This is a genomic window from Xanthomonas sp. D-36-1, assembly GCF_017746155.1.
Classification (GTDB): Bacteria; Pseudomonadota; Gammaproteobacteria; order Xanthomonadales; family Xanthomonadaceae; genus Xanthomonas; species Xanthomonas cissicola.
The window spans coordinates 14,243-36,771 of record NZ_JAGHWR010000003.1 but is presented as its reverse complement, the minus strand read 5'-3'; the positions used below and the strand labels follow the sequence as shown (position 1 = coordinate 36,771).

Below are 22,529 nucleotides of genomic sequence, written 5' to 3'. Positions count from 1 at the left end.
TTCACACTTCGAACGCCAACCAGGGCATTCCCTGAGATCAAGCGTAGACAGGGCTGGCGTAGGTCACCGGCGGCTGCTCGGTGCCTTCCGGGAAGCTGACCCATTCCCAGGCGGCCTGGTCGGCCAACAGCGCACGCACCAGTTTGTTGTTGAGGGCATGGCCGGATTTGAAGCCTTCATAGGCGCCGAGGATGGCGCCGCCAGCCAGATACAGGTCGCCGATGGCGTCCAGAATCTTGTGCCGGACGAATTCGTTGGTGTAGCGCAGGCCGTCTTCGTTGAGCACGCGGAACTCGTCCAGCACGATGGCGTTGTCCATCGAGCCGCCCAGGCCCAGATTGCGCTCGCGCATGTACTCCAGGTCGCGCATGAAACCGAAGGTGCGCGCGCGCGAGATTTCCTTGACGTAGGCCGAGGTGGAAAACTCGATTTCCTGGCGCGACTGCTTGGCCGGAATCATCGGGTGATTGAATTCGATGGTGAAGCCGAGCTTGTAGCCCTCGTAGGGCTCAAAGCGGGCCACCTTGTCGCCGTCGCGCACTTCCACGGTCTGCCTGATCCGGATGAAGCGCTTGGGCTTGTTCTGTTCGACGATGCCTGCCGACTGCAGCAGGAACACGAACGGGCCGGACGAGCCATCCATGATCGGCAACTCGGCCGAGGACAGTTCGACGATGACGTTGTCCACACCCAGGCCCGCCAATGCGGACATCAGATGTTCGACGGTCTGGATCTTGGCGCCGTTGCAGGTCAGCCCGGTGCACAGCGTGGTCTCGGTGACCAGTTCGGCATCTGCGGGGACTTCGACGACCGGTTCCAGGTCCACCCGTCGGAACACCACGCCATGATCGACCGGAGCCGGCCGTAACGTCATGTACACCTTGTCGCCGCTGTGCAGGCCGACGCCGGTGGCGCGAATGGTGTTCTTGAGAGTGCGTTGCTGGGTCATATGCGAAGTCTGGATGAACAATGCAGACAGACGCTGAACCGACTGTCTAATCCGCTGAGATTATCCGAATTTTAACAAGTCGCGCGTGACGGCAACCGTAATCAGTCAGTCACGCGATGACAAAAGCTGCTGGGTCGGCCCCGACCCGGCAGAAATGACATGACATGGCAGTGCAACCCGAAGCGGGCTTCGGGCAGGGCGGGCTGCGCCACCGTAGCGACGCAGCCGGCGCTCCTCAGTCGGCCTGGCGGCGCAAGAACGCCGGGATATCCAGGTAATCGTTGGGCAGGTCTGCCGCCGGTGTCGAGGAGCCACCGCTGTTGTGGCTGCCGCTGCCGACCGAGTCGCTGCTCGGACGACGCAGGCCCAGCCCCATGCTGCCGCCGACCGCCTTGGAGACCGCGTCGCCGCTGGTGGTGTCGAAGTCGCCGAATTCCGGCTGGCCGGTGGTGGCATTGCGCACCAGCTTGATCGGTGCACGCTGATCCGGACGCTGGGTCTGACGGGCAACCGCACGGTTCAGGCCGGTGGCCACCACGGTCACGCGCACTTCGTCCTGCATGTCCGGGTCGAGTACGGTACCGACGACCACGGTGGCATCTTCCGACGCGAAGGCTTCGATGGTGCGGCCGATCTCGTCGAACTCGGACATGGTGAAGTCCGGGCCGGCGGTGATGTTGACCAGGATGCCATTGGCACCGGCCAGGTTCACATCGTCCAGCAGCGGGTTCTGGATGGCGGCTTCGGCAGCGGCCTGCGCGCGATCATCGCCGCGTGCCGAACCGGTGCCCATCATGGCCAGACCCATTTCCGACATCACGGTGCGCACGTCGGCGAAGTCGACGTTGATCAGGCCGGGGCGCACGATCAGGTCGGCGATGCCCTGCACGGCGCCCTGCAGCACGTCATTGGCTGCGCGGAACGCCTGGATCATAGTGGCGTTGCGGCCCAGCACGGTGATCAGCTTTTCATTGGGGATGGTGATCAGCGAGTCGCAATGCTGGCTCAGTTCCTCGATGCCCTTCAGCGCCACCTGCATGCGACGACGGCCTTCGAACGGGAATGGCTTGGTGACCACGGCCACGGTCAGGATGCCCATCTCCTTGGCCAGCTGCGCCACCACCGGTGCGGCGCCGGTGCCGGTGCCGCCGCCCATGCCGGCGGTGATGAAGACCATGTCCGCACCCTGCAGCGCGTCCATGATGCGCTCGCGATCTTCCAGCGCAGCCTGACGGCCGACTTCCGGATTGGCGCCTGCGCCCAGGCCCTTGGTGACGTTGGTGCCGAGCTGCAGCTGCAGCTTGGCGCCGCAGTTCTTGATCGCCTGCGAGTCGGTGTTGGCGGTGATGAATTCCACGCCATCGACGTTGGTGTTGACCATGTGCGCGACGGCATTGCCACCGCCGCCGCCGACGCCAACCACCTTGATGACCGCGTTGGGAGCCATTTTTTCAATCAGTTCGAAATGTGCCATGTCAGTGTCCTCTTGAGCCGGGATTGGGAAATGGGGATTGGGGAGTCGCAAAAGCGCTGGTCCCTGCCCCACTCCGCATCACGGCGAGTGTTGTTGTTTGAAAGTCGGGATTCGTGTGCCTGGGCCATGGATGCGCTGTTGCGCTCTACGACTCACCGCACCTACTCCTCGACGCAATGCCTGCAAAAAATTTTACCGCCTACCCGCTCGCCGCTCTCCACTTAATCGTTGCTGCCACTCTGCTTTTCTTTCGCTCTTGCCAATCCCGAATCCCGAATTCCCAATCCCGGCGCCTCAGAATTCCCCGCGATACCAATTCTTCAATTTCTTGAACAGGCTGCCTGCGCGCCCGGTCGGAATCGATGGCCGGCGCGGGTGTTCGATCTGGCTGCCCATCAGCAACAGGCCAACGCCGGAGGCGTGCACCGGGTTGCCGACGACTTCGCCCAGGCCGGTGACGTGCTGCGGGATGCCCACGCGCACCGGCATCTGCAGCATTTCTTCGGCCAGTTCCACCACGCCTTCCATCTTCGAGGCGCCGCCGGTGAGCACCATGCCGGCGCGCACCATTTCCTCGAAACCGGAGCGGCGCAGTTCGGCCTGCACCATCTCGAAGATTTCTTCGTAACGGCCCTGTACTGCCTGCGCGAGTGCGTGGCGCGGCATGCGTCGCGGCGGGCGGTCGCCCACCGAGGGCACCTGGATGCTTTCTTCGGCGGTGGCCAGCTGCGCCAGCGCGCAGGCGTAGCGGACCTTGATCTGCTCGGCTTCCGGCGTGGGCGTGCGCAGCATGTGCGCGATGTCGTTGGTGACGTGGTCGCCGGCGATCGGCAACGAAGCGGTGTGGCAGATCGCGCCTTGCACGTACACCGCCAGATCGGTGGTGCCGGCGCCGATATCCACCAGCACCACGCCCAGCTCGCGTTCGTCGGCGGTCAACACCGCCACCGACGATGCCAGCGACGACAGCACCAGATCGTCGACCTGCAGGCCGCACTTCTGTACGCACTTGGTGATGTTGGCCGCCGCCGACTGCGCGCACACCACCAGGTGCGCATGCACCTCCAGGCGCACGCCGGTCATGCCGACCGGGTTGCGGATGCCTTCCTGCGAATCGTCCAGCACGTACTCGCGCGGAATCGCATGCAGGATGCGCTGATCGGCCGGAATGGCCACGGCCTTGGCGGCATCGAGCACGCGCTCCAGATCGCTCCAGGTCACTTCGCCATCGCGGATCGGCACGATGCCGGGGGAGTTCTTGCACTGCACGTGGTTGCCGGAAATCGAGGCGTACACCGAGCGGATCTCGCAGCCGGCCATCAGCTCGGCCTCTTCCACCGCGCGCTGGATCGACTGCACGGTGGATTCGATATCCACCACCACGCCGCGCTTGAGACCGCGCGATTCATGCGAACCGATGCCAATCACTTCGATCGGATTGCCGGGCGAGTATTCGCCGACCAGCGCGACGACCTTGGAGGTGCCGATGTCCAGTCCAACGATGAGGGATTTGTCGCCTTTGCGGTTCATGTCTTAAAGCCGGGATTCGAGATTCGGGATTCGGGATTGGGAGAACGCGGGAGAGCCAGGGCGACGGGAGGTCCAGAAGATGCTGCGCGATGCCGGGGCTGCGCTTTTTCCAATCCCGAATCCCCACTCTCCAATCCCCGCCGTTCAACGGTAAATCCGTTGGTGTAGCGCAAGTCGGCGCGGGCGATCGGGCGCAGTGGGTCGGACAGCTGCGGCAGCACGCGTGCGAAGCGCTGCAGCCGTGCGCGTGCATCGTCGCGGCCGACCACGATCTGTACGCCATTGCTCAGCCCTAGCGACCAGCTGCCGCGCGCGTCCATCTCAAGGCGCTCCACATCCAGCCCGGTCGGTGCGAACAGGGCGCGTGATTCGTTGTACAGCGCCACCACATCCTGGGTCTTGCTGTCCGGACCACCCAGCTGCGGCAACTTGAAATCCTTCAACAGCGGCGGGGTGCGAAACAGCCGGCCCTGCTCGGACAGCATGCGGTCGGTACCCCAGCGCGCGAACGGCTTGTGCTCGGTCACATGCACTTCCAGCACATCTGGCCAGCGCTTGCGCACCTGCGCACTTTCCACCCACGGCAAACGCGCGATGGCATCCTGCGCCTGCTGCAGTTTCACCGCGAAAAAGCCGGCACGCGCATACGGCAACACCACTGCACGCAACTCTTCGGCCGGCACCCGCTTGAAGTCGCCGGACACACGCAACTTCGCCAACGGCCAGCGCTCGGCACCCACCCAGCCATTGAGCACAGCCACCACCGGCAGCGCGACCAACGCCAGCGCGAGCAACCAGGCCAGGATGCGCAGGGTGGCGTTCATGGGCGCGCTCCGCGCGCGGGAATTGGGAATCGGGAATAGGGAATCGCAACGGCAACAGCGCATCCGCTGTTACCCATTCCCGATTCACGATTCACGATTCCCGGCGTCACAGCGTCTGCTCCAGCACGCGCCAGACCAGCGTTTCGAAATCGATGCCGAGCTGGCTGGCAGCCTTGGGCACCAGCGAGTGGCTGGTCATGCCGGGAGCGGTGTTGACTTCGAGCAGATACAGCTGGCCACTGCTGCCATCACGCATCACGTCCACGCGGCCCCAGCCACGGCAGCCGGCCGCGTGGAAAGCGTCCAGCGCGAGTTGGCGGATCTGCGCTTCAGCCTCGCCTTCCAGCCCCGGGCACAGGTACTGCGTGTCTTCGGCGATGTACTTGGCGTTGTAGTCGTACCACTGGCCCTTGGGCACGATGCGGATCGACGGCAATGCGGTGTCGCCGAGCACGGCCACGGTGAGTTCGTCGCCTTCGATCAGTTGCTCCATCAACAGCGCGCCGTCGTAGCGCGCCGCCAGGGTCACCGCTTCTTCGAGCTGTGCCTGGTCGAACACGCGGCTGACGCCGACGCTGGAACCTTCATTGGCCGGCTTGACGATGATCGGCAACCCGATCTGGCGTGCAGCGGCATGAATGTCCTCTGCGCTCGCGCCGGCGGCCAGCCGCGCATAGCGCGGCGTCGACAGGCCCAGCGACAACCACACCTGCTTGGTGCGGATCTTGTCCATGCTCAGCGCCGAACCCAGCACATCCGAGCCGGTATATGGCACGCCGAAGGCTTCCATCAGGCCCTGCACGATGCCGTCTTCGCCGCCGCCGTTATGTCCGTGCAGCACGTTGAACACCCGATCGAACTGCTGCGCGACCAATGCCTTGGCCAACGCCGCAATGCCATCCACCGGCTGCGCATCGACGCCGCGTGCGCGTAGCGCTTCCAGCACGTTGCTGCCGGAATTCAACGACACCTCGCGCTCGGACGAGGTGCCGCCGAGCAGCACGGCGACACGGCCAAAGGTTGCCGGATCGCTGGTGCGGGCGTTGCCGACCAACGCGCTCATGCCTGCTCTCCGACAAACCCGTTGTTGATGATGTGCTGGGCCACATAACCGATATCGCCGGCGCCCATCATCAACAGCAGATCGCCGTCTTGCAGGACGTCCGGCAACACTTCGGCTAGACCGGCAATCTGGCCGACCACCACCGGTTCGCTGCGGCCGCGCGCACGGATGGCGCGCGCCAGTGCGCGCGAGTCGGCACCCGGAATCAGCGCTTCGCCGGCGGGGTAGACCTCGCTCAGCACCAATGCGTCGACAGTGCTGAGCACTGCGGCAAAGGCATCGAACTGATCGCGGGTGCGGCTATAGCGGTGCGGCTGGAAGGCGACGACCAGACGCTTGTCCGGCCAGCCGCCACGTGCTGCAGCGAACACGGCTTCGAGTTCGCGCGGGTGATGGCCGTAATCGTCGACCACGCGCACGCGCGCGCCTGTGCCGGTGGTGACTTCGCCCAGATCGTTGAACCGACGGCCGATGCCGGCAAAGTTTTCCAGCGCGCGCGCAATGGTGTCCGGCGCCACGCCGAGCTGCCAGCCGATTGCGGCAGCCGCCAGCGCATTGAGCACGTTGTGGCGGCCCGGCAGTGCAAGCGTCACCGGCGTGGTGGTGCCTTCGGGCAGGCGCAGCGTAAAGCGCATGCGCGGGCCGTCCTGCACCACATCTTCGGCGCGCACGTCGGCGTTTTCGCTCATGCCGTAGCTCATCACGTGGCGCGGCGTCTTGCCGGCCAGTGCAGCCACTTCCGGGTCGTCGATGCACAGCAACGCCAGGCCGTAGAACGGCAGGCGCTGCAGGAATTCGGCGAATGCGGCCTGCACGCGGGCGAAATCGTTGCCGTAGTTTTCCAGGTGATCCGCATCGATGTTGGTGATGACCGCCATCAACGGATTCAGGCGCAGGAAGCTGCCATCGCTCTCGTCGGCTTCGGCCACCAGCCATTGGCCGCCACCGAGCTTGGCGTTGGCGCCTGCGGCCAGCAGTTGGCCACCGATCACGAACGTCGGGTCCAACCCGCCTTCGCTCAGCACCGCAGCCGCCAGGCTGGTGGTGGTGGTCTTGCCGTGCGTGCCGGCCACCGCAATGCCGCGACGGAAACGCATCAGCTCGGCCAGCATCGCCGCGCGCGGCATGATCGGAATACGCTGGCTGCGCGCTTCCATCAGCTCGGGGTTGTCTTCGCGGATGGCGCTGGACACCACCACGCAATCGGTGCCCAGCACGTTGGCCGCCGAATGGCCGCGCATCACGCGCGCACCCAGCTTGGCCAGCCGGCGCGTGGCCGCGTTGTCGGCGTTGTCCGAGCCGGACACTTCATAGCCCAGCGTGAGCATCACCTCGGCAATGCCGCTCATGCCGGTTCCGCCGATGCCGACGAAATGCACGCGCGGGAACGCACGCACCAGATCGCCACTGTCTTGCAGACGGCGGATCACGCTGCACCTCCTGCGGTGGCGCAAATCGGGAATCGGGAATCGGGAATCGTATGGAGCTGAGCGCCAGCGGCGACGGATGCTTGGTCGGTGCGCTTGTCTGCGTGCATCAAGATGTGTTCCTGCGTTTGTTCTGAGCTCTGCCCATTCCCCATTCCCGATTCACCACTCCCGGCTTCTTGCAGAATGATGTCGGCGATGCGCTCGGCGGCGTCCGGCTTGGCCAGGGTGCGGGCGGCGATGGCCATCGACAGGCGCCGGGCCGGGTCGGCGAGCAGGGTCTGCAGCACCTGCTGCAAGTGCACTGCCAGGCTGTCGTCCTGCTTGAGCAGCACGGCGGCGTTGGCGCCGACCAGGTATTGGGCATTGCGGGTTTGATGGTCGTCGACGGCGGCGGCAAATGGCACCAGCACGCTGCCGACACCGGCGGCGCACAGTTCGGCCAGGGTGGACGCGCCGGCGCGGCACACCACCAGATCTGCCCAGGCATAGGCAGCGGCCATGTCGGCGATGAAGGGTTCGACGCTGGCGTTGACGCCTGCCTGTGCATAGGCCGCTTCGGCCTCGGCGCGCAGCTTTTCGCCGCACTGATGGCGCACCTCGATCGCCGGATGGCCGAGTGCGACCAGCGCAGCCGGCAGCGCCTGATTCAACACGCGCGCGCCCTGGCTGCCGCCCAGCACCAGCACGCGTACCGGGCCGGTGCGACCGACCAAACGATCGGCCGGCGCAGGCAATGCGGCGATCTCCGCGCGCACCGGGTTGCCCACTGCTTCTTCGCCAGCGAAGCTGCCCGGAAAACCGGTCAGCACGCGGCGCGCGAAACGCGACAACACCTTGTTGGTCATGCCGGGTGCGCGATTCTGTTCGTGCACCAGCAATGGCGCACCGAGCAGGCGCGCGGCCAGGCCGCCCGGGCCGGCCGCAAAGCCGCCAAAGCTGATCACCGCACGCGGTTGGCGCTTGCGCAGCACGAAGCCGGCAGCGCGCACCGCGCGCATCACCCGCACCGGCGCACCGAGCAACTTCACCACGCCCTTGCCGCGCAAGCCGCTGATGGCCAGCGTATCGATGGGAATATCGTGCTGCGGCACCAGGCGGGTTTCCATGGCGCCATCGGCGCCCAGCCAGGTCACCGGCACGCCGCGCGCGCGCAGCACCTTGGCCACGGCCAAGCCCGGGAAGATGTGCCCGCCGGTGCCGCCGGCCAGAATCATGACCGGCCGCAGCACCGCAGATGGCTGTGCGTGCGTTTGCGCGGCATTGGCAGAAACGCTCACGCAATCCTCCCGAACGTCGGTTCCACACGCGGTTGCATGCGGCTGGTGCCGCGCAGGATGGCCGACGCCGGCGCTACGTAGGCGGCGGCAACCGGGGCGGCGGCCGGTGCGGGCGCGGCGGCAGTGTCGCGTTGCGGCCTGTGCGCAGGCGCGTACGCCGGCGGCACCGAATCGACCACCGGCTCGGCCGGCTCGGCTGACGAGCTGGCCGCGCCCTGCGGAGACAACTTGCTGCGCAGGCGCTCGGCGCGATCGGCCTCGTAGGACACCCGCAGCAGCACGCCCATCGCAAGACAGGTCATCAGCACCGACGAGCCGCCTGACGAAATCAGCGGCAGGGTCAGTCCCTTGGTCGGCAGGATGCCCAGGTTGACGCCGATCGACACGAAGCTCTGCATCGCGATCCACAGGCCGATGCCGAAAGCGATGTAGCCGGAGAAGTGCCGCTTCATTTCCACGCAGCGCATGCCCAGCCAGAAGGCGCGACCGACCAGCAGCGCATATAGCCCGATCACGCCGCACACGCCCACAAAGCCCAATTCCTCGGCGATCACCGAGAAGATGAAGTCGGTATGCGATTCGGGGAGATAGTTGAGCTTCTGTACCGAAGCGCCCAGGCCCACGCCGGTCCACTGGCCGCGGCCGATGGCCATCAGCGCGTTGGACAGCTGGTAACCGGAGCCCAGCTGATCTACCCACGGGTCCATGAAGGAGGTCACGCGCCGCATGCGGTACGGCTCGAAGATCACCAATGCCACCAGCGCCGGCAGCAACAGCAGGATCGGCAGGATGATGCGCCCGATCGGTGCACCGCCGAGCACGAGCATGCAGGCGGTCACGCTCAGCAGCAGCATCGAGGAGCCGAAGTCCGGCTGCAGCAGCAACAGGCCGACCAGGAAGCCGACCACGAATACCGGCTTGAGCATCGCCTGCCAGGTCGCGTTGACCTCGTCGCGGAAACGCACCAGATAGCTTGCCAGCCAGATGATGTAGAACACCTTCACCGATTCGACCACCTGGAACCGCGACACGCCCAGGTTGATCCAGCGCTTGGCGCCATTGACGGTGCTGCCCAGGCCAGGCACGAACACCACCACGAGCAGCACAAAGCAGGCCAGCAACAACATCTGGTTGTGCTGTTCGATGGTCTTCAGCTCGGTGCGCATCGCCCAGAATGCCAGCGCGATGCCGCCCCCCAGGAACAGCAGGTGGCGGGTCAGGTAGTAGAACGGGCTGGCTTCCAGCTCGATCGAACTGGACGCCACCATCACCACACCCAGCGACGCGAGCGTGACTGCGGCCCCGAGCAGCCACGGGTCGTAGCGGCCGCCGATGGCGTCCAGTCGTGTGGCCTGGCGGGACATGTCGTTCATCAGCGCACCTTCAACGTGGCAAGGCCGATCAGCACCAGCACCACCGAAATGATCCAGAAGCGCACGATCACGCGCGGCTCCGGCCAACCCTTGAGCTCGAAATGATGGTGGATCGGCGCCATGCGGAACACGCGCTTGCCGGTCAGCTTGAAGCTGGCCACCTGGATCATCACCGACAGCGTTTCGATCACGAACACGCCGCCCATGATCACCAGCACCATCTCCTGACGCACGATCACCGCGATGGTGCCGAGCACCGCGCCCAGCGACAGCGCGCCGATGTCGCCCATGAACACCATCGCCGGGTAGGTGTTGAACCACAAAAAGCCCAAGCCTGCCCCCGCAATCGCCGAGCAGATGATGATCAGCTCGCCGGCACCTGGAATCAGCGGAATTTTCAGGTATTCGGCGAACACCACGTTGCCCGACGCATACGCGAACACGCCCAGCGCGCAGGCCACCAGCACGGTCGGCATGATGGCCAATCCATCCAGGCCATCGGTGAGGTTCACCGCGTTGGAGAAGCCCACGATCCAGAAGTAGGCGATCACCACGAAGCTCACGCCGGCCAGCGGCAGCGCGATCGACTTGAACATCGGGATGTAGAACGTGATCGCCGCCGGCACGTCGGCGGTGTAGTACAGGAACAAGCCAGCGGCCAGACCGAAGATCGACTGCAGCAGATACTTCCAGCGCGACTTCAAACCATTGGGATCGCGTTTGACGATCTTGATCCAGTCGTCGTACCAGCCGATCGCACCGAAGCAGATCATGACCGCCAGCACCAACCACACGTAGCGGTTGCGCAGGTCGCCCCACAGCAGCACCGACAAGGTGACGGTGAGCAGGATCAGCGAACCGCCCATGGTCGGCGTGCCGGCCTTGGAAAAATGCGTTTGCGGGCCGTCCTGGCGGATCGGCTGGCCGCCCTTGAACTGGGCGAGCTTGCGGATCACCGCAGGGCCCATCCACAACGACAGGAACAGCGCCGTCAGCGCAGCCAAGATGCCGCGGAAGGTCAGATAGTTGAACAGCCCGAACAGGCTCTCCAGTTGCTGCAGCCAACGGGCCAGCTCAAGCAGCATGGGATGCGCCCTCCGCCGATGCGAGCAGCGCGGTGACGACGCGGTCCATCGCGCTACCGCGCGAGCCCTTCACCAGGATCGTGATGGGGGCGGCGCCGGAAAGAGCGGCCACAGACGGCGATTGCTGTTCTTGATTCACTGCATGTTCCTGCGTATTTCCTGATGCGTGTTGCTGCATTTGCTGTTGCTGGCTGGCGGCTCCGACCAGATCCGCCTGCAAGGCGTCGATCAACTCGGCATGCGTGGCGAACACGCGGCCACCTTCGCCGAATGCCTGCGCCGCGGCGGCGCTAAGTTCGCCCAGCGCGTACAGCCGCTGCAGCTTGGCCGCACGCGCGCGACGTCCCGCAGCGGCATGCAATGCGACGCCTTCGGCACCGAGTTCGCGCATGTCGCCCAGCACCAGCCAGCCTTCGCCCGGTGCCGCGGCCAAGGCGTCGATGGCCGCATCCAGCGAGCCCGGGTTGGCGTTGTAGCTGTCGTCGATCAGTACCGCGCCATTGGGCAAGGTCTGTGCGATCTGCCGGCCGGCGACCGGGCGCGCCTGCGCCAGACCGGCCGCGATCACCGGCAAGGCGATGCCGGCACCGAGTGCAAGGCCGGTTGCCGCCAGTGCGTTGAGCACGTTGTGGCGGCCCGGCAACGGCAGCGCAATCTGCGCTTCGCCCTGCGGCGTCACCAGGGTGAACTGCGCACCGCCAGGGTGCAGACGCAGTTGCCGCGCAGTGATCTCGGCACTGGCCTGCACGCCATAGCGCAGCACGCGACGTCCCTGCACCGGCTGGCTCTGCAACTGCTGTTCGAACCACATGCCGAAAGCGTCGTCGGCGTTGATCACCGCCACACCATCGGCGGGCAATGCGGCGTAGATGGCGCCCTTGGTCTGTGCGACGCCGAGCAAGCTGCCCAGGCGTTCCAGATGCGCGGGCGCGATGTTGTTGACCAGTGCCACATGCGGCTGCGCAATCTCGGTGAGATAGGCGATATCGCCCGGCTTGCCGGCGCCCATTTCGTAGATCGCAACGTCCGCATCGTCGGGCGCGGCAAGCACCGCCAGCGGCAGGCCGATCTCGTTGTTCCGGTTGCCCGGCGTGGCGTACACGGTGGTGCCATCCACGCGCCCGGCTTCCTGCAGGATCGACAGCAGCAGCGCCTTGACGCTGGTCTTACCGTTGGAGCCGGTCAGCGCGAGCACGCGCGTGGCACGGTCGCGCTGCATGCCGGCGGCGATGCGCGCCAACGCCAGCTCGGTGTTGTTCACCACCACCTGCGGCACGCTCAGCGCCGGCAGCAGGCGATCGACCAGCACACCGCTGGCGCCGCACGCCACCGCCTCGGCGGCGAAGTCGTGCCCATCGAAGCGCTCGCCGCGCAGCGCCACATACAGGCTGCCGTCGGCGAGCGTGCGGGTGTCGTTGCCGACCGCATCGATCATGGCGTCGTCGCCGTGCAGCTCGCCGCCGGCCCAATGGGCAATCAACGACAGGGGCGTGAGCTTCATGGGCGCACTCCCAACACGGTCCGCGGCAGCAGCGCCTGCGCCGCCACGAGGGCGTCGTCGAAGGCGTGCCGCACGCCGGCAACTTCCTGATACGGCTCGTGGCCCTTGCCGGCGATCAACACGATGTCCGATGGGCTGGCCATGCCGATGGCCTGATGGATCGCAGCGGCGCGGTCGCGCTGCACGATGGCCGCATCCGGTCGCGCGAAGCCGCGCAAAATATCGGCCACGATCGCATTGCCGTCTTCGCCACGCGGGTTGTCGTCGGTCACGATCGCCACGTCGGCCTTGAGCTCGGCGATCGCCGCCATCTGCGGGCGCTTGCCGGTGTCGCGCTCGCCACCGCAGCCGAACACGCAGATCAGGCGGTCCTGCGCATGCGAGCGCAGGCTGCTCAATGCCTGCTCCAGCGCATCGGGCGTATGTGCGTAATCGACCACCACCAACGGTGCGCCATGTGCGCCACCCAAGCGGTTCATGCGGCCATGGATGGGCTGCAACTGGCCGAGCACGCTGGCGATCTGCGCAGGCGCAAACTCCATCGCCCACAACGCGCCGGCCACGGCCAGCAGGTTATCCACGTTGAAACGGCCCAGCAGCGGCGAATGCACCGGATGCACCTGGCCCCGGATATTGAGCGCGAAATTGATGCCGTTGTGGTCCAGCTGCAGTGCCTGCGCGCTCACGCTGGCGTCGGCATGCGCGCGCGAGCTCACACCGATGGCGCGCAGCGCGGGATCGAGCGCCGCGAACAGGGTGTGGCCGAATGCATCGTCCAGGTTCACCACGGCCGCTTTCAACCCCGCGCGGGCGAACAGCTTGGCCTTCGCCGCGCCGTACTGCGCCATGTCGCCGTGGTAATCGAGATGGTCGCGGGTGAGATTGGTGAACACCGCCACGTCGAAATGCACCGCATCCACACGGCCCTGATCGAGCGCGTGCGAGCTGACTTCCATCGCCACGGCCTGCGCGCCGTCTTCGCGCAACTGCGCCAGCAAGGCATGCGTGGGCAACACCAGCGGTGTGGTGAATCCGGTCGGCACGGCCGCGCCATACAGGCCGACGCCCAAGGTGCCGAGCGTGCCGGTGGGCGTACCGAGCAGCGTCAATGCCTGCGCCAGCAGCTGCACGGTGGAGGTCTTGCCGTTGGTCCCGGTGACGCCGACCATGCGCATCGCCTGCGACGGCCGGCCATGGAATTGATCGGCCATCACGCTGAGGCGCGCGCGCAAACCGGGCACGGCAATCGCATCGGCCGGGACCGGCAATCCATCGGGAGCCGGCGGCTCGAACAACACCGCCGCTGCGCCATTGGCGCGCGCCTGTTCGACAAAGCCCAGACCATGCGCACCGAAACCGGCGATTGCCACGAATGCATCGCCCGGACGCACGGCACGGCTATCCATCACCAGCCCGGACACCTGCACGTCGTGCGTCAACGCCACGTCCGGCAGCAACTGCGAGAGCGCCATGGAGCGGATCACTGGCGGCTCTCCTGCAACGGCGCGGGCTGCGCTGGTGCGGCAGCCGGCGCAGGCGCCAGGGCGGTCGGGATGCCGGCAGAGACTTCATCCACCGGGTCCGGCACCAGCGCCGGGTCCGGATCGACCGACTGCGGTTTGACCACCGGCTGGCCGGTCTTGCCGGCAGCCTGTGCGGCCAGCCACGACTGGATATCGTCCGGCGGCACGTCCATCAAGCGCAGCGCGCCTTCCATCACGCGATGGAACACCGGCGCCGACACCAGGCCGCCGTAATACACCTTGCCTTGCGGATCGTTGATGACGATCACCGTGGCAAAGCGCGGGCGCGTGGCCGGCACCAGCCCGGCGAACAGGGCGTTGTAATGCCCGCGCTCGTAGCCGTTGGCGCCGTTCTTGCGCGCCGTGCCGGTCTTGCCGGCCACGTGGTACCCCAGAATTGCCGCACCCTTGGCGCCGCCCTGGGTCACCACGGTCTCCATCATGTCGATGACCTGACGCGCCACTTCCGGCGTGATCACCTGACGGGTTTCGTTGTGCTGGCCGCGCACGAAGGTCGGCGGGGTGAGCTTGCCGCCGTTGCCGAGCGTGGCGTACGCCTGCGCAATCTGCAGCGGCGTCACCGACAGGCCGTAGCCGTAGGACATCGTGGTCTTGGACGGGCCGCTCCAGCGCGCCGGCTGCAGCACCACGCCGGCCGATTCGCCGGGGAACCCGCTATGCGGCGCACTGCCGTAACCGAAGTTGCGGATCGACTGGTAGAAGGTCTGGTCCGGCACCTTGGCCGCGATCTTGGCCGCACCGATGTTCGAGCTGCGGGTGATCACGCCGGTGACGTTGAGCACGCCGTTGTTGCGCGGCACATCGCGAATGGTGAAGCGCCCCACCGACATGTAGCCGGGGTTGGTATCGATGACGGTGTCCTTGGTCACCACGCCGGCGGTCAGCGCGGTGGCCACGGTCAGCGGCTTCATCGTCGAACCCGGCTCGACCAGATCGGTGACCGCACGGTTGCGGCGGGCCGACGGATTGATGCCGGTGACCGAATTGGGGTTGTAGGTGGGCAGGTTGACCATCGCCAGCACTTCGCCGGTGGTCACGTCCATCACCACCATCGAACCGCCGGCCGCGTTGTTTTCGACCAAGGCATTGCGCAGTTCCTTGTAGGCAAGGAACTGGATGCGGCGGTCGATGCTCAGCGTCAGGTCCTTGCCCGGCTGCGCCGGACGCACCAGGTCCACGCTTTCCACGATGGCGCCGCGCGCATCGCGCACCACCTTCTTGGAACCGGGCTTGCCGCGCAGCCATTCGTCGAAAGCCAGCTCCAGGCCTTCCTGGCCACGGTCGTCGATGTTGGTGAAGCCCAGCACATGGGCCATCGCCTCGCCTTGCGGATAGAAGCGACGGAACTCGCGCTGCGAGAACACGCCAGGAATCTTCAGATCGACAATCGCATGCGCCTTGTCCGGATTGATCCGGCGCTGCAGGTACATGAATTCCTTGCCGGCCTTCTGTGCCAGCTTGGCGTTCAAATCGTCCAGCGGCTGCCCCAGCGCTTTTGCCAGCTCGGGAATGCGGTCCGGGTTGCGCAGCAGTTCCTGCGGATTGACCCAGATCGATTCCACCGGCGTGGACACCGCCAGCGGCTCGCCGTTGCGGTCGGTGATCATGCCGCGCGAGGTGGCGATGGGCAGTTCGCGCAGGTAACGCGCTTCGCCCTGACGCTGGTAAAAATCGCGATTGACCAGCTGCACGTAGGCCGCGCGCCCGATCAGCGTCACCGAGCACAGGCCGAGCGCGATACCAACCAGGGTCAGGCGACCACGGAGATTGAAATTGCTACGGGGACGGTTGCGGCCGGTTTTCATGGCGCACCTCCGTGTGCGCCACCCTGCGGGCAGCTGCGCTGTGCAAAACGGCTGTCCTGCCGTTTTGTCATGGCGGCACCTGCAGAAGCGCCACCCTGTGGGCGGCTGCGCCGTGCAAAACGGCTGTCCTGCCGTTTTGTCATGGGCGCACCTGCATAAGCGCCACCCTGCGGGCGGCTGCGCCGTGCAAAACGGCTGTCTTGCCGCATGCTCATGGGCGCACCACCACGATGTCGTTGGTCTCCGGGAACTTCATCCCGATGCGCGCACGCGCGACCTGGTCGACCCGGTTGCTTTCCGCCCACGTGGCCTGCTCCAGCTGCAGCCGGCCGAATTCGATATTCAATTCGTCGCGTGTGTGTTCGAGCTTGGACAACTGCACGAACAGCTTGCGATGCATGTGGCGCATGTACACCACACCGATCGCCGAGGCGATGCTGCAGGCAAGCAGCACGACGAGCAGCAAGCGGCTCATTGGGCGTCTCCTGGAGACGCCGGGATTGGGGATTGGGGATTGGGGATTCGCGCAGAGCACCTCTCCAACCCCGAATCCTGAATCCCGAATCCCAGCTTTTCAGCCACCCGCAATACCGCGCTGCGTGCGCGCGGGTTGACGTGCAATTCGGCGTCGTCGGCCTTGATCGCGCCGCTCACCAGTTGCAGCGTGGCAACGAACGGCTGGGCTTCGGGCAAGCGGCGGTTGCTCGGCGGCGCCTTGGCGTAACGAGCCATGAATTGTTTGACGATGCGGTCTTCCAGCGAGTGGAAGCTGATCACCGCTAGACGGCCGCCCGGCTTGAGCGCGCCCAGGGCGGCATCCAGCCCGGCTTCCAGATCGGCCAGCTCGCGGTTGATGTGGATGCGGATGGCCTGGAAGCTGCGTGTGGCCGGGTGGGTCTTGCTGTCGCCGCGCGGCATCACCGAAGCGATCAGGTCGGCCAGTTGCGCGGTGCGCAGCAGCGGCTGTTCGGCGCGCCGCGCCACGATGGCGCGCGCGATACGGCGGCTCTGGCGTTCTTCGCCATAGGTCCACAGCACATCGGCGATCTCGCGGTCGCTGGCCTGCGCCAGCCACTCGGCTGCGCTCTGGCCGCTGTCCGGATCCATGCGCATGTCCAGCGGGCCGTCCTTGCCGAAACTGAAACCGCGCTCGGCCACGTCCAGCTGCGGCGAAGACACGCCCAGATCCAGCAGGATGCCGTCGACGGTGGCGGCGGCAACCACCTGGCCGAGTCCGGCAAAACTGCCGCGATGGATGGACACGCGCGCATCGCCACCGAAGCTGTGTTCGGCCACCGCGATCGCGTCGGGGTCCTTGTCCATCACCAGCAGTCGACCTCCCGGGCCAAGGTGTTCCAGCACGCCGCGCGCGTGCCCGCCACGCCCGAACGTGCCATCCAGATACGTTCCGTTTTCGGTCACTTGCAGGCCATCCAGCACCTGCGTGTACAGCACCGGCACATGGGCCGCCGGGGACTGCGACACCGGGTGACCGGGCTGCGCTTCACCGCGCATCCGGGCACCCCGGCTCACAACCTGAGATCGAGCAATTCATCGCCCAGATCCCCGTCAGACAATGTCTGCTGGATCAGTGCGCGATGTGCCTGCTCGCTCCAGAGTTCGAACTTGTCGCCCATGCCCAGCAGCACGGCTTTTTTCTCGATGCCCACTGCATTGCGATGGCTGGCCGGAATGCTCAGACGGCAGTTGGCGTCCAGCTCGAGCACCGCCGAAGAACCCACCAGTTTCTGCTGCAGCGTGCGGACCACGCGCTGGGTATTGGGCTTGGACATCACGTCGTCGCGCACCCGCTCCCACTCCTTTTCCGCATATAGCCACAGGCATCCGGCTTCGAACGGGTTGTAGGTGAGGACCAGACGGTTGCCGCTGACACGCGCAACGAGGTCGCGGTATGCGGTTGGCACCGCCATACGCCCCTTGTCGTCCACCGTGATGGCAGTCTCGCCCTGAAACACCGAATGCAACCTCGAATACCCGCTGGGGGATCATTGAACCACGAAAAACCACAAAACACCTGGTTTTCCCTCCGTTGCCCACCTTAGCAGCGCGTCAAAGGTTGTCAACAACTTTGAGGACCACAAATCGCCAGTCGCATCAATGAGTTGCGGCACTCTTTAGAGACTTGTTCAAAGGTTATCCACAAGTTGCTGTTTCATCTCATATTTTGAGATTGAACGGAAATTCAGGGCGGTGAAGGCCATGTAAACCCGACTGCCGTCTCACTTCACATTGCGCCAGCTACGTATCTCAACTGCGCAAACAAGGTGACAATCGGCGACATGTGTCTGGTCGCTCTTGCCTGGAAGGTCCACCCGCGCTGGCGTTTGCTGCTGGCAGGCAACCGTGACGAATTCCACGAACGTCCCACTGCGGCACTGGCGCGCTGGGCGGCGCCGGCCGACAACCTGCTGGCTGGCCGCGACCTGCGCTCCGGTGGCAGTTGGGTTGGCCTGGGTCGGGACGGACGCGCTGCGGTGGTCACCAATGTGCGCGACCCGCTCGCCACTTCTTCGGGGCACTCGCGCGGGCATCTGATCGCCGACTATCTGTCCGGCAGCCTGGGCGCTACCGTGTACGCCGACGCACTGGCCGGCGCCGCCCACGCCTTCCCACCGTTCAACCTGTTGCTGTGCGACGCCGACCGTTGCGAGCACCTGAGCAACCACCCGCCACTGGCGCGGCAACTGGCTGCGGGCATCCATGGCATGTCCAACGGGCCGCTGGATGCGCCGTGGCCCAAGACCGCTGCGCTGACCCAGGTGCTGCACCGCTGGTGCGCCGACGGCGATGAAGACCTGCAGCCGCTGTGGGCCGCCCTGGGCAACCCGGCCATCGCCCCCCACGCTGCGCTACCGCAGACCGGCGTGGACCTGGTGACCGAACGCCTGCTCTCGGCCGCCTTCATCAGCGGCCCCAGCTACGGCACCCGGGCCAGCACCATCGTTGCGGTGGACCATCACGGCCATGGCTTCATCCACGAACGACGCTTCGGGCCGAATGGGATTTTCCAGGGCGAGGCGCGCCTGGAGATCCCTGGCTCGCGTTGACAAGCCACACTCATGCGCATAGCCGAGGAGTCGGCGCATGAACCCACTATTCCGCTGTTTCTGCGCCAAAAAACCATCGAATCTGGCCACCAATGCCGACCTGGCGGCGCAAGTCCGCGCGATTCACCCGCTCGTTCGGCTAGCGCCAAACACGGCGGCAGGCGTTACGAATTGCGTGCCCCCATCCGCCCTTCGGGCACCTTCCCCCGCAGGCGGTGGAAGGGAGTCGATCGCATAGCGAGAGCCTCGACCAACGGCCTACCTGCAAGTCCCCTTCAGTCAAGGGGGCGCGGCGACAGCCGCGGGGATGTGGCATGCCCGGAGCCGGGACCCGCGTTTTGTACCGCCTGCGCAGTACGAAGCGTGGCCGCCTTTTTTAGGCCTACGCCCAAAAAAGGCGGCGGAGCCGGCCGATAAGCCGGGTTCTGTCGTGGACAGTCATTCGTCTAGGCGCTACGTCACCGCAGCGCTCAAGCAACCTACCCGGATCCAGCGCGGGCCACGCCAATGGATCCCTATTTGGTCTTGCTCCAGGTGGGGTTTGCCGTGCCGGTCCGTTACCGGACTCGCGGTGCGCTCTTACCGCACCATTTCACCCTTACCGGCCCCTCGCCACCCCTCTGCGGCCTCCGGGCGCACTTGGCGATGCGATGCATCGCCGGCACGTTCCAGCGGCGGCAGAGGGGTGACGAGGGACGTAGGCGGTATCTTTCTGTTGCACTTTCCGTCGGCTTGCGCCGCCCAGGCGTTACCTGGCACCTTGCCCTATGGAGCCCGGACTTTCCTCGGCACTCTTGCGAGTGACGCGACTGTCTGGCCGACTCCGCCGGGGCGCATTCTACGCTATCGCTGCCGTGCAGAACGGCGCGGCAATTTCAAGCTTGCCATTGCCCTGCAGTAGCGCACCCGGGCGCGAGAGGCGGTACCGATCAACCACCGTCGCATCCAGCCACGGTCCTGCGATGACCGCATTAGCCGCCATACAACGCCTTCCGCGGCGCGCCCGTGAGCTCGGCAGCGAGCTTGGCGGCGGTGGACGGCGGGAGGTGCTCGGCGAGCTTGGCGTAGACGCGGCGGCCTTCGGCGAGCTGGCCTTCGGCGGCGTCGGCGGCGCCCTGCACCATCACCACGAATTCGCCCTTGCGCTGGTTGTCGTCGGCTTCGACCTGGGCCTGCAGCTGCGCCAGGCTGCCGTCGAGCACGGTTTCGAAGAGTTTGGTCAATTCGCGGGCGATCACTGCCGGGCGCTCGTCGCCGAAGGCAAAGCGCAGGTCGGCCAACGATTCGACGATGCGGTGCGCCGATTCGTAGAACACCAGGGTGCGGGTCTCCCCTGCCAACCGCGCCAGGCGCTCGCGACGGGCGGCGCTCTTGGCTGGCAGAAAGCCTTCGAAGCCGAAGCGGTCGCTGGGCAGGCCAGCCACGCTGAGCGCAGCGATTGCCGCGCAGGCGCCCGGGACCGGGCTGACCTTGATGCCGGCGGCGCGCGCGGCGCGCACCAGTTTGAACCCCGGGTCGCTGACCAGCGGGGTGCCGGCGTCGCTGACGATGGCCAGCGACTCGCCTTCGCGCAGGCGCGCCACGATGCGTTCGGACATGGCGTCTTCGTTGTGGTCGTGCAGCGCCAGCAGCGGGCGGTCGATGCCGAAATGGCCGAGCAACTGGCGGGTATGGCGGGTGTCTTCGGCGCAGATCGCGGCCACGCCACGCAACACCTCCTGCGCGCGCGGCGACAGGTCGGCCAGGTTGCCGATCGGCGTGGCGACCACGTGCAGGGTTCCAGGGGACGTCATCAGCGGTTTTCCGGGGGCAAAGGGTAGAATCGTAGCGTTTTTAACGGTCCGCCCCGGCGGCCCCTGTCCAATGGATCTGAAATGAACAAGCGTGTTGCAAGGATCTCTGCCCTTTCGCTGATGATGATGCTGGCCGCCGGTTGCGCCACCAGCAGCGTCACGCCGACCGCCTCGCCGACGCAGAGCGCAGCGCTGGCACTGCTGGATCAGGGCAAACCGCGCGACGCCGCGCAGCAGCTGGAAGCCGAAGCTGCCAGTGCCAGCGGCGCGCAACGCAGCCGGCTGCTGGCTGCCGCGGCGTTCGGCTGGCACGACGCTGGCGACGATGCGCGCGCCCGCACGCTGCTGGCGCAGGTCAACGCGCGCCACCTGAGCGGCGAGGAGCGGGCCCGCTTCGGGCTGCTCACCGGCGAGCTGGCGGTGCTCGACAAGCAGGGCGCACAGGCATTGCAGGCCCTGGGCGACAGCCCGCAGGGGCTGACCCAGCCGCTGCAGACGCGCTGGCTGGTGGCCCGCGCTGCGGCGCTGGAAGCCACCGGCGACCTGTTCGGTGCCGCCGCCGACCGCGCGCGCGCCGATGCCAGCCTGACCGGCACCGCGCGCAGCGACAACCAGCGCGCCATCGTGCGCCTGCTTGCCGCGCTCGACGACGCCACCCTCAAGGGCCGCACCGCTGCGTTGCCGGCAGGCGACCCGTTGTACAACTTTGCCGGGCGCGCGTTGATCAGCCGCGGCCTGGCATTGCCGCGCGCCTTCGAGCGCGATGCACAGTGGGGCTTCGACACCAGCAAGCGCCCACCCGCCGAGCGCGATGGCTACCGCCCACCGGTCAAGCTGGGCGTGCTGCTGCCGATCACCGGCAACCTGGCCACCGCCGCCGCGCCGGTACGCGATGGCCTGCTGGCCGGCTACTACGCGGAAACCCGCCGCCGCCCGGAGGTGCAGTTCTTCGACACCGCCGGCACCGCCGCCGGTGCCAATGCCGCCTACGACAAGGCGGTGAGCGCCGGGGTGGATTACGTGGTCGGCCCGCTGGGGCGCGACGAAGTCAGCGCGTTGTTCGCGCGCGGCCAGCTGGCGGTGCCGGTGCTGGCACTGAACCGTCCCAGCGACAACAAGGCCCCGCCCACCGGCAGCGCAGGCTTCTCGCTGGCGCCGGAAGACGACGGCATCATGGCCGCCGAATACCTGCTCTCGCGCGAACGCCGCAACGTGCTGATCGTCGGCACCAGCGACGACAACGGCAAGCGCACCATCAAGGCCTTCCGCGACCGTTTCAGCGAACGCGGCGGCACGGTGGCCGGCAGCATCAGCGTGGCCGACGCGCCGGGCGACATCGGCGCGCAGCTGCGCAATTACGGCACCGCCGACGCGGTGTTCCTGGCGGTGCGCGGCAACACCGCGCGTGCTTTGGCGCCGCAGCTGGCGCTGGCCGGATTCGCCGGCAAGTCGCGCGTGGGCACCTCGCAACTAGTGGCCGGCACTGGCAAGGTCGAAGACGATCTGGCGCTGGATGGCATCGTCTATCCGAGCGAAACCTGGACCGCCCTGGGCGTGTCCGGCCTGCCGGCGGTCAGTCAGGTGGCCAGCACCCTGCCCAGCGCACGCGGCCCGGCCGCCCGCCTGTTCGCGTTCGGCTACGACGCCTGGAAGATCACGGCGTACCTGGAGAAACTCGCCACCGGCACCGATGGCGGCCTGCGCGGCGCCACCGGCACCCTGCACCTGGATGGCTTCGGCAACGTGCTGCGTACGCCGGCCTGGTCCACCTTCAGCGGTGGCCGCCCAACGCCGATCGCCGACGGCCGCTGAG

General features: G+C 66.5%; 17 protein-coding genes, 1 other RNA gene and 1 pseudogene. 2 read left to right on the top strand and 17 right to left on the bottom strand.

Going from position 1 to position 22,529, the window contains the following annotated elements:
• Nucleotides 1-37: 37 nt before the first annotated feature.
• The 15 genes and pseudogenes from lpxC to J7367_RS00825 all read right to left on the bottom strand — a co-directional run bounded on the left by lpxC (nucleotide 38) and on the right by J7367_RS00825 (nucleotide 17,840).
• The gene (lpxC, locus tag J7367_RS00895) at nucleotides 38-949 is read right to left on the bottom strand and encodes a UDP-3-O-acyl-N-acetylglucosamine deacetylase (protein ID WP_007968718.1); all 912 of its coding nucleotides are present in this window, start codon (nucleotides 947-949) and stop codon (nucleotides 38-40) included.
• A gap of 235 nt (nucleotides 950-1,184) precedes the next feature.
• Nucleotides 1,185-2,423 (bottom strand): cell division protein FtsZ, encoded by a 1,239-nt coding sequence (gene ftsZ / locus J7367_RS00890; protein WP_003485270.1) that lies wholly within the window; start codon nucleotides 2,421-2,423, stop codon nucleotides 1,185-1,187.
• Between the two features lie 294 nt (nucleotides 2,424-2,717).
• Complete coding sequence (gene ftsA / locus J7367_RS00885; RefSeq protein ID WP_003485272.1) at nucleotides 2,718-3,953, bottom strand: cell division protein FtsA; 1,236 nt, start codon at nucleotides 3,951-3,953, stop codon at nucleotides 2,718-2,720.
• A 104-nt stretch (nucleotides 3,954-4,057) separates the two neighbouring features.
• Nucleotides 4,058-4,777, bottom strand: a pseudogene (locus tag J7367_RS00880) (cell division protein FtsQ/DivIB); the annotation flags it as partial.
• Nucleotides 4,778-4,883: 106 nt separating this feature from the next.
• Nucleotides 4,884-5,840, bottom strand: a complete 957-nt coding sequence (locus J7367_RS00875; protein ID WP_057660557.1) for a D-alanine--D-alanine ligase — start codon at nucleotides 5,838-5,840, stop codon at nucleotides 4,884-4,886.
• Nucleotides 5,837-7,270: a UDP-N-acetylmuramate--L-alanine ligase gene (murC, locus tag J7367_RS00870; RefSeq protein WP_057660560.1), complete on the bottom strand. Its 1,434-nt coding sequence runs from the start codon at nucleotides 7,268-7,270 to the stop codon at nucleotides 5,837-5,839. Before murC ends, J7367_RS00875 begins: the two co-directional genes overlap by 4 nt.
• Complete coding sequence (murG, locus tag J7367_RS00865) at nucleotides 7,267-8,547, bottom strand: undecaprenyldiphospho-muramoylpentapeptide beta-N-acetylglucosaminyltransferase (RefSeq protein ID WP_057660562.1); 1,281 nt, start codon at nucleotides 8,545-8,547, stop codon at nucleotides 7,267-7,269. The genes murC and murG overlap by 4 nt, the downstream gene beginning before the upstream one ends.
• Nucleotides 8,544-9,920, bottom strand: a complete 1,377-nt coding sequence (gene ftsW / locus J7367_RS00860; RefSeq protein WP_057660564.1) for a putative lipid II flippase FtsW — start codon at nucleotides 9,918-9,920, stop codon at nucleotides 8,544-8,546. Before ftsW ends, murG begins: the two co-directional genes overlap by 4 nt.
• Nucleotides 9,920-11,005 carry a phospho-N-acetylmuramoyl-pentapeptide-transferase gene (mraY, locus tag J7367_RS00855; protein WP_003485285.1) on the bottom strand — a complete coding sequence of 362 codons (1,086 nt, stop codon included), beginning with the start codon at nucleotides 11,003-11,005 and terminating at the stop codon, nucleotides 9,920-9,922. The genes ftsW and mraY overlap by 1 nt, the downstream gene beginning before the upstream one ends.
• Nucleotides 10,995-12,506: a UDP-N-acetylmuramoyl-tripeptide--D-alanyl-D-alanine ligase gene (murF, locus tag J7367_RS00850; protein WP_022558304.1), complete on the bottom strand. Its 1,512-nt coding sequence runs from the start codon at nucleotides 12,504-12,506 to the stop codon at nucleotides 10,995-10,997. Before murF ends, mraY begins: the two co-directional genes overlap by 11 nt.
• Complete coding sequence (locus J7367_RS00845; RefSeq protein ID WP_176215014.1) at nucleotides 12,503-13,978, bottom strand: UDP-N-acetylmuramoyl-L-alanyl-D-glutamate--2,6-diaminopimelate ligase; 1,476 nt, start codon at nucleotides 13,976-13,978, stop codon at nucleotides 12,503-12,505. Before J7367_RS00845 ends, murF begins: the two co-directional genes overlap by 4 nt.
• 8 nt (nucleotides 13,979-13,986) lie before the next feature.
• Nucleotides 13,987-15,855 (bottom strand): penicillin-binding protein 2, encoded by a 1,869-nt coding sequence (locus tag J7367_RS00840; RefSeq protein ID WP_057660568.1) that lies wholly within the window; start codon nucleotides 15,853-15,855, stop codon nucleotides 13,987-13,989.
• Between the two features lie 211 nt (nucleotides 15,856-16,066).
• Nucleotides 16,067-16,330: a cell division protein FtsL gene (gene ftsL, locus J7367_RS00835; RefSeq protein WP_005910928.1), complete on the bottom strand. Its 264-nt coding sequence runs from the start codon at nucleotides 16,328-16,330 to the stop codon at nucleotides 16,067-16,069.
• Nucleotides 16,327-17,370: a 16S rRNA (cytosine(1402)-N(4))-methyltransferase RsmH gene (rsmH, locus tag J7367_RS00830; RefSeq protein ID WP_057660570.1), complete on the bottom strand. Its 1,044-nt coding sequence runs from the start codon at nucleotides 17,368-17,370 to the stop codon at nucleotides 16,327-16,329. Before rsmH ends, ftsL begins: the two co-directional genes overlap by 4 nt.
• A gap of 14 nt (nucleotides 17,371-17,384) precedes the next feature.
• Entirely contained in the window at nucleotides 17,385-17,840 is a 456-nt protein-coding gene (locus tag J7367_RS00825; protein WP_081027600.1) for a division/cell wall cluster transcriptional repressor MraZ, read from the bottom strand.
• A 315-nt stretch (nucleotides 17,841-18,155) separates the two neighbouring features.
• Here J7367_RS00825 and J7367_RS00820 point away from each other — a divergent pair, with 315 nt between their 5' ends.
• On the top strand, nucleotides 18,156-18,923 hold the full coding sequence (locus tag J7367_RS00820; protein WP_057660572.1) for an NRDE family protein: 768 nt from the start codon (nucleotides 18,156-18,158) through the stop codon (nucleotides 18,921-18,923).
• Between the two features lie 398 nt (nucleotides 18,924-19,321).
• Here the strand turns inward: J7367_RS00820 and rnpB are convergent.
• Nucleotides 19,322-19,748: RNase P RNA component class A (gene rnpB, locus J7367_RS00815), an RNA gene on the bottom strand.
• A gap of 146 nt (nucleotides 19,749-19,894) precedes the next feature.
• Nucleotides 19,895-20,716: a 16S rRNA (cytidine(1402)-2'-O)-methyltransferase gene (rsmI, locus tag J7367_RS00810; RefSeq protein WP_005910936.1), complete on the bottom strand. Its 822-nt coding sequence runs from the start codon at nucleotides 20,714-20,716 to the stop codon at nucleotides 19,895-19,897.
• Nucleotides 20,717-20,836: 120 nt separating this feature from the next.
• Here rsmI and J7367_RS00805 point away from each other — a divergent pair, with 120 nt between their 5' ends.
• Nucleotides 20,837-22,528 (top strand): penicillin-binding protein activator, encoded by a 1,692-nt coding sequence (locus J7367_RS00805; RefSeq protein WP_176215015.1) that lies wholly within the window; start codon nucleotides 20,837-20,839, stop codon nucleotides 22,526-22,528.
• The last annotated feature ends 1 nt before the right edge of the window (nucleotide 22,529 follow it).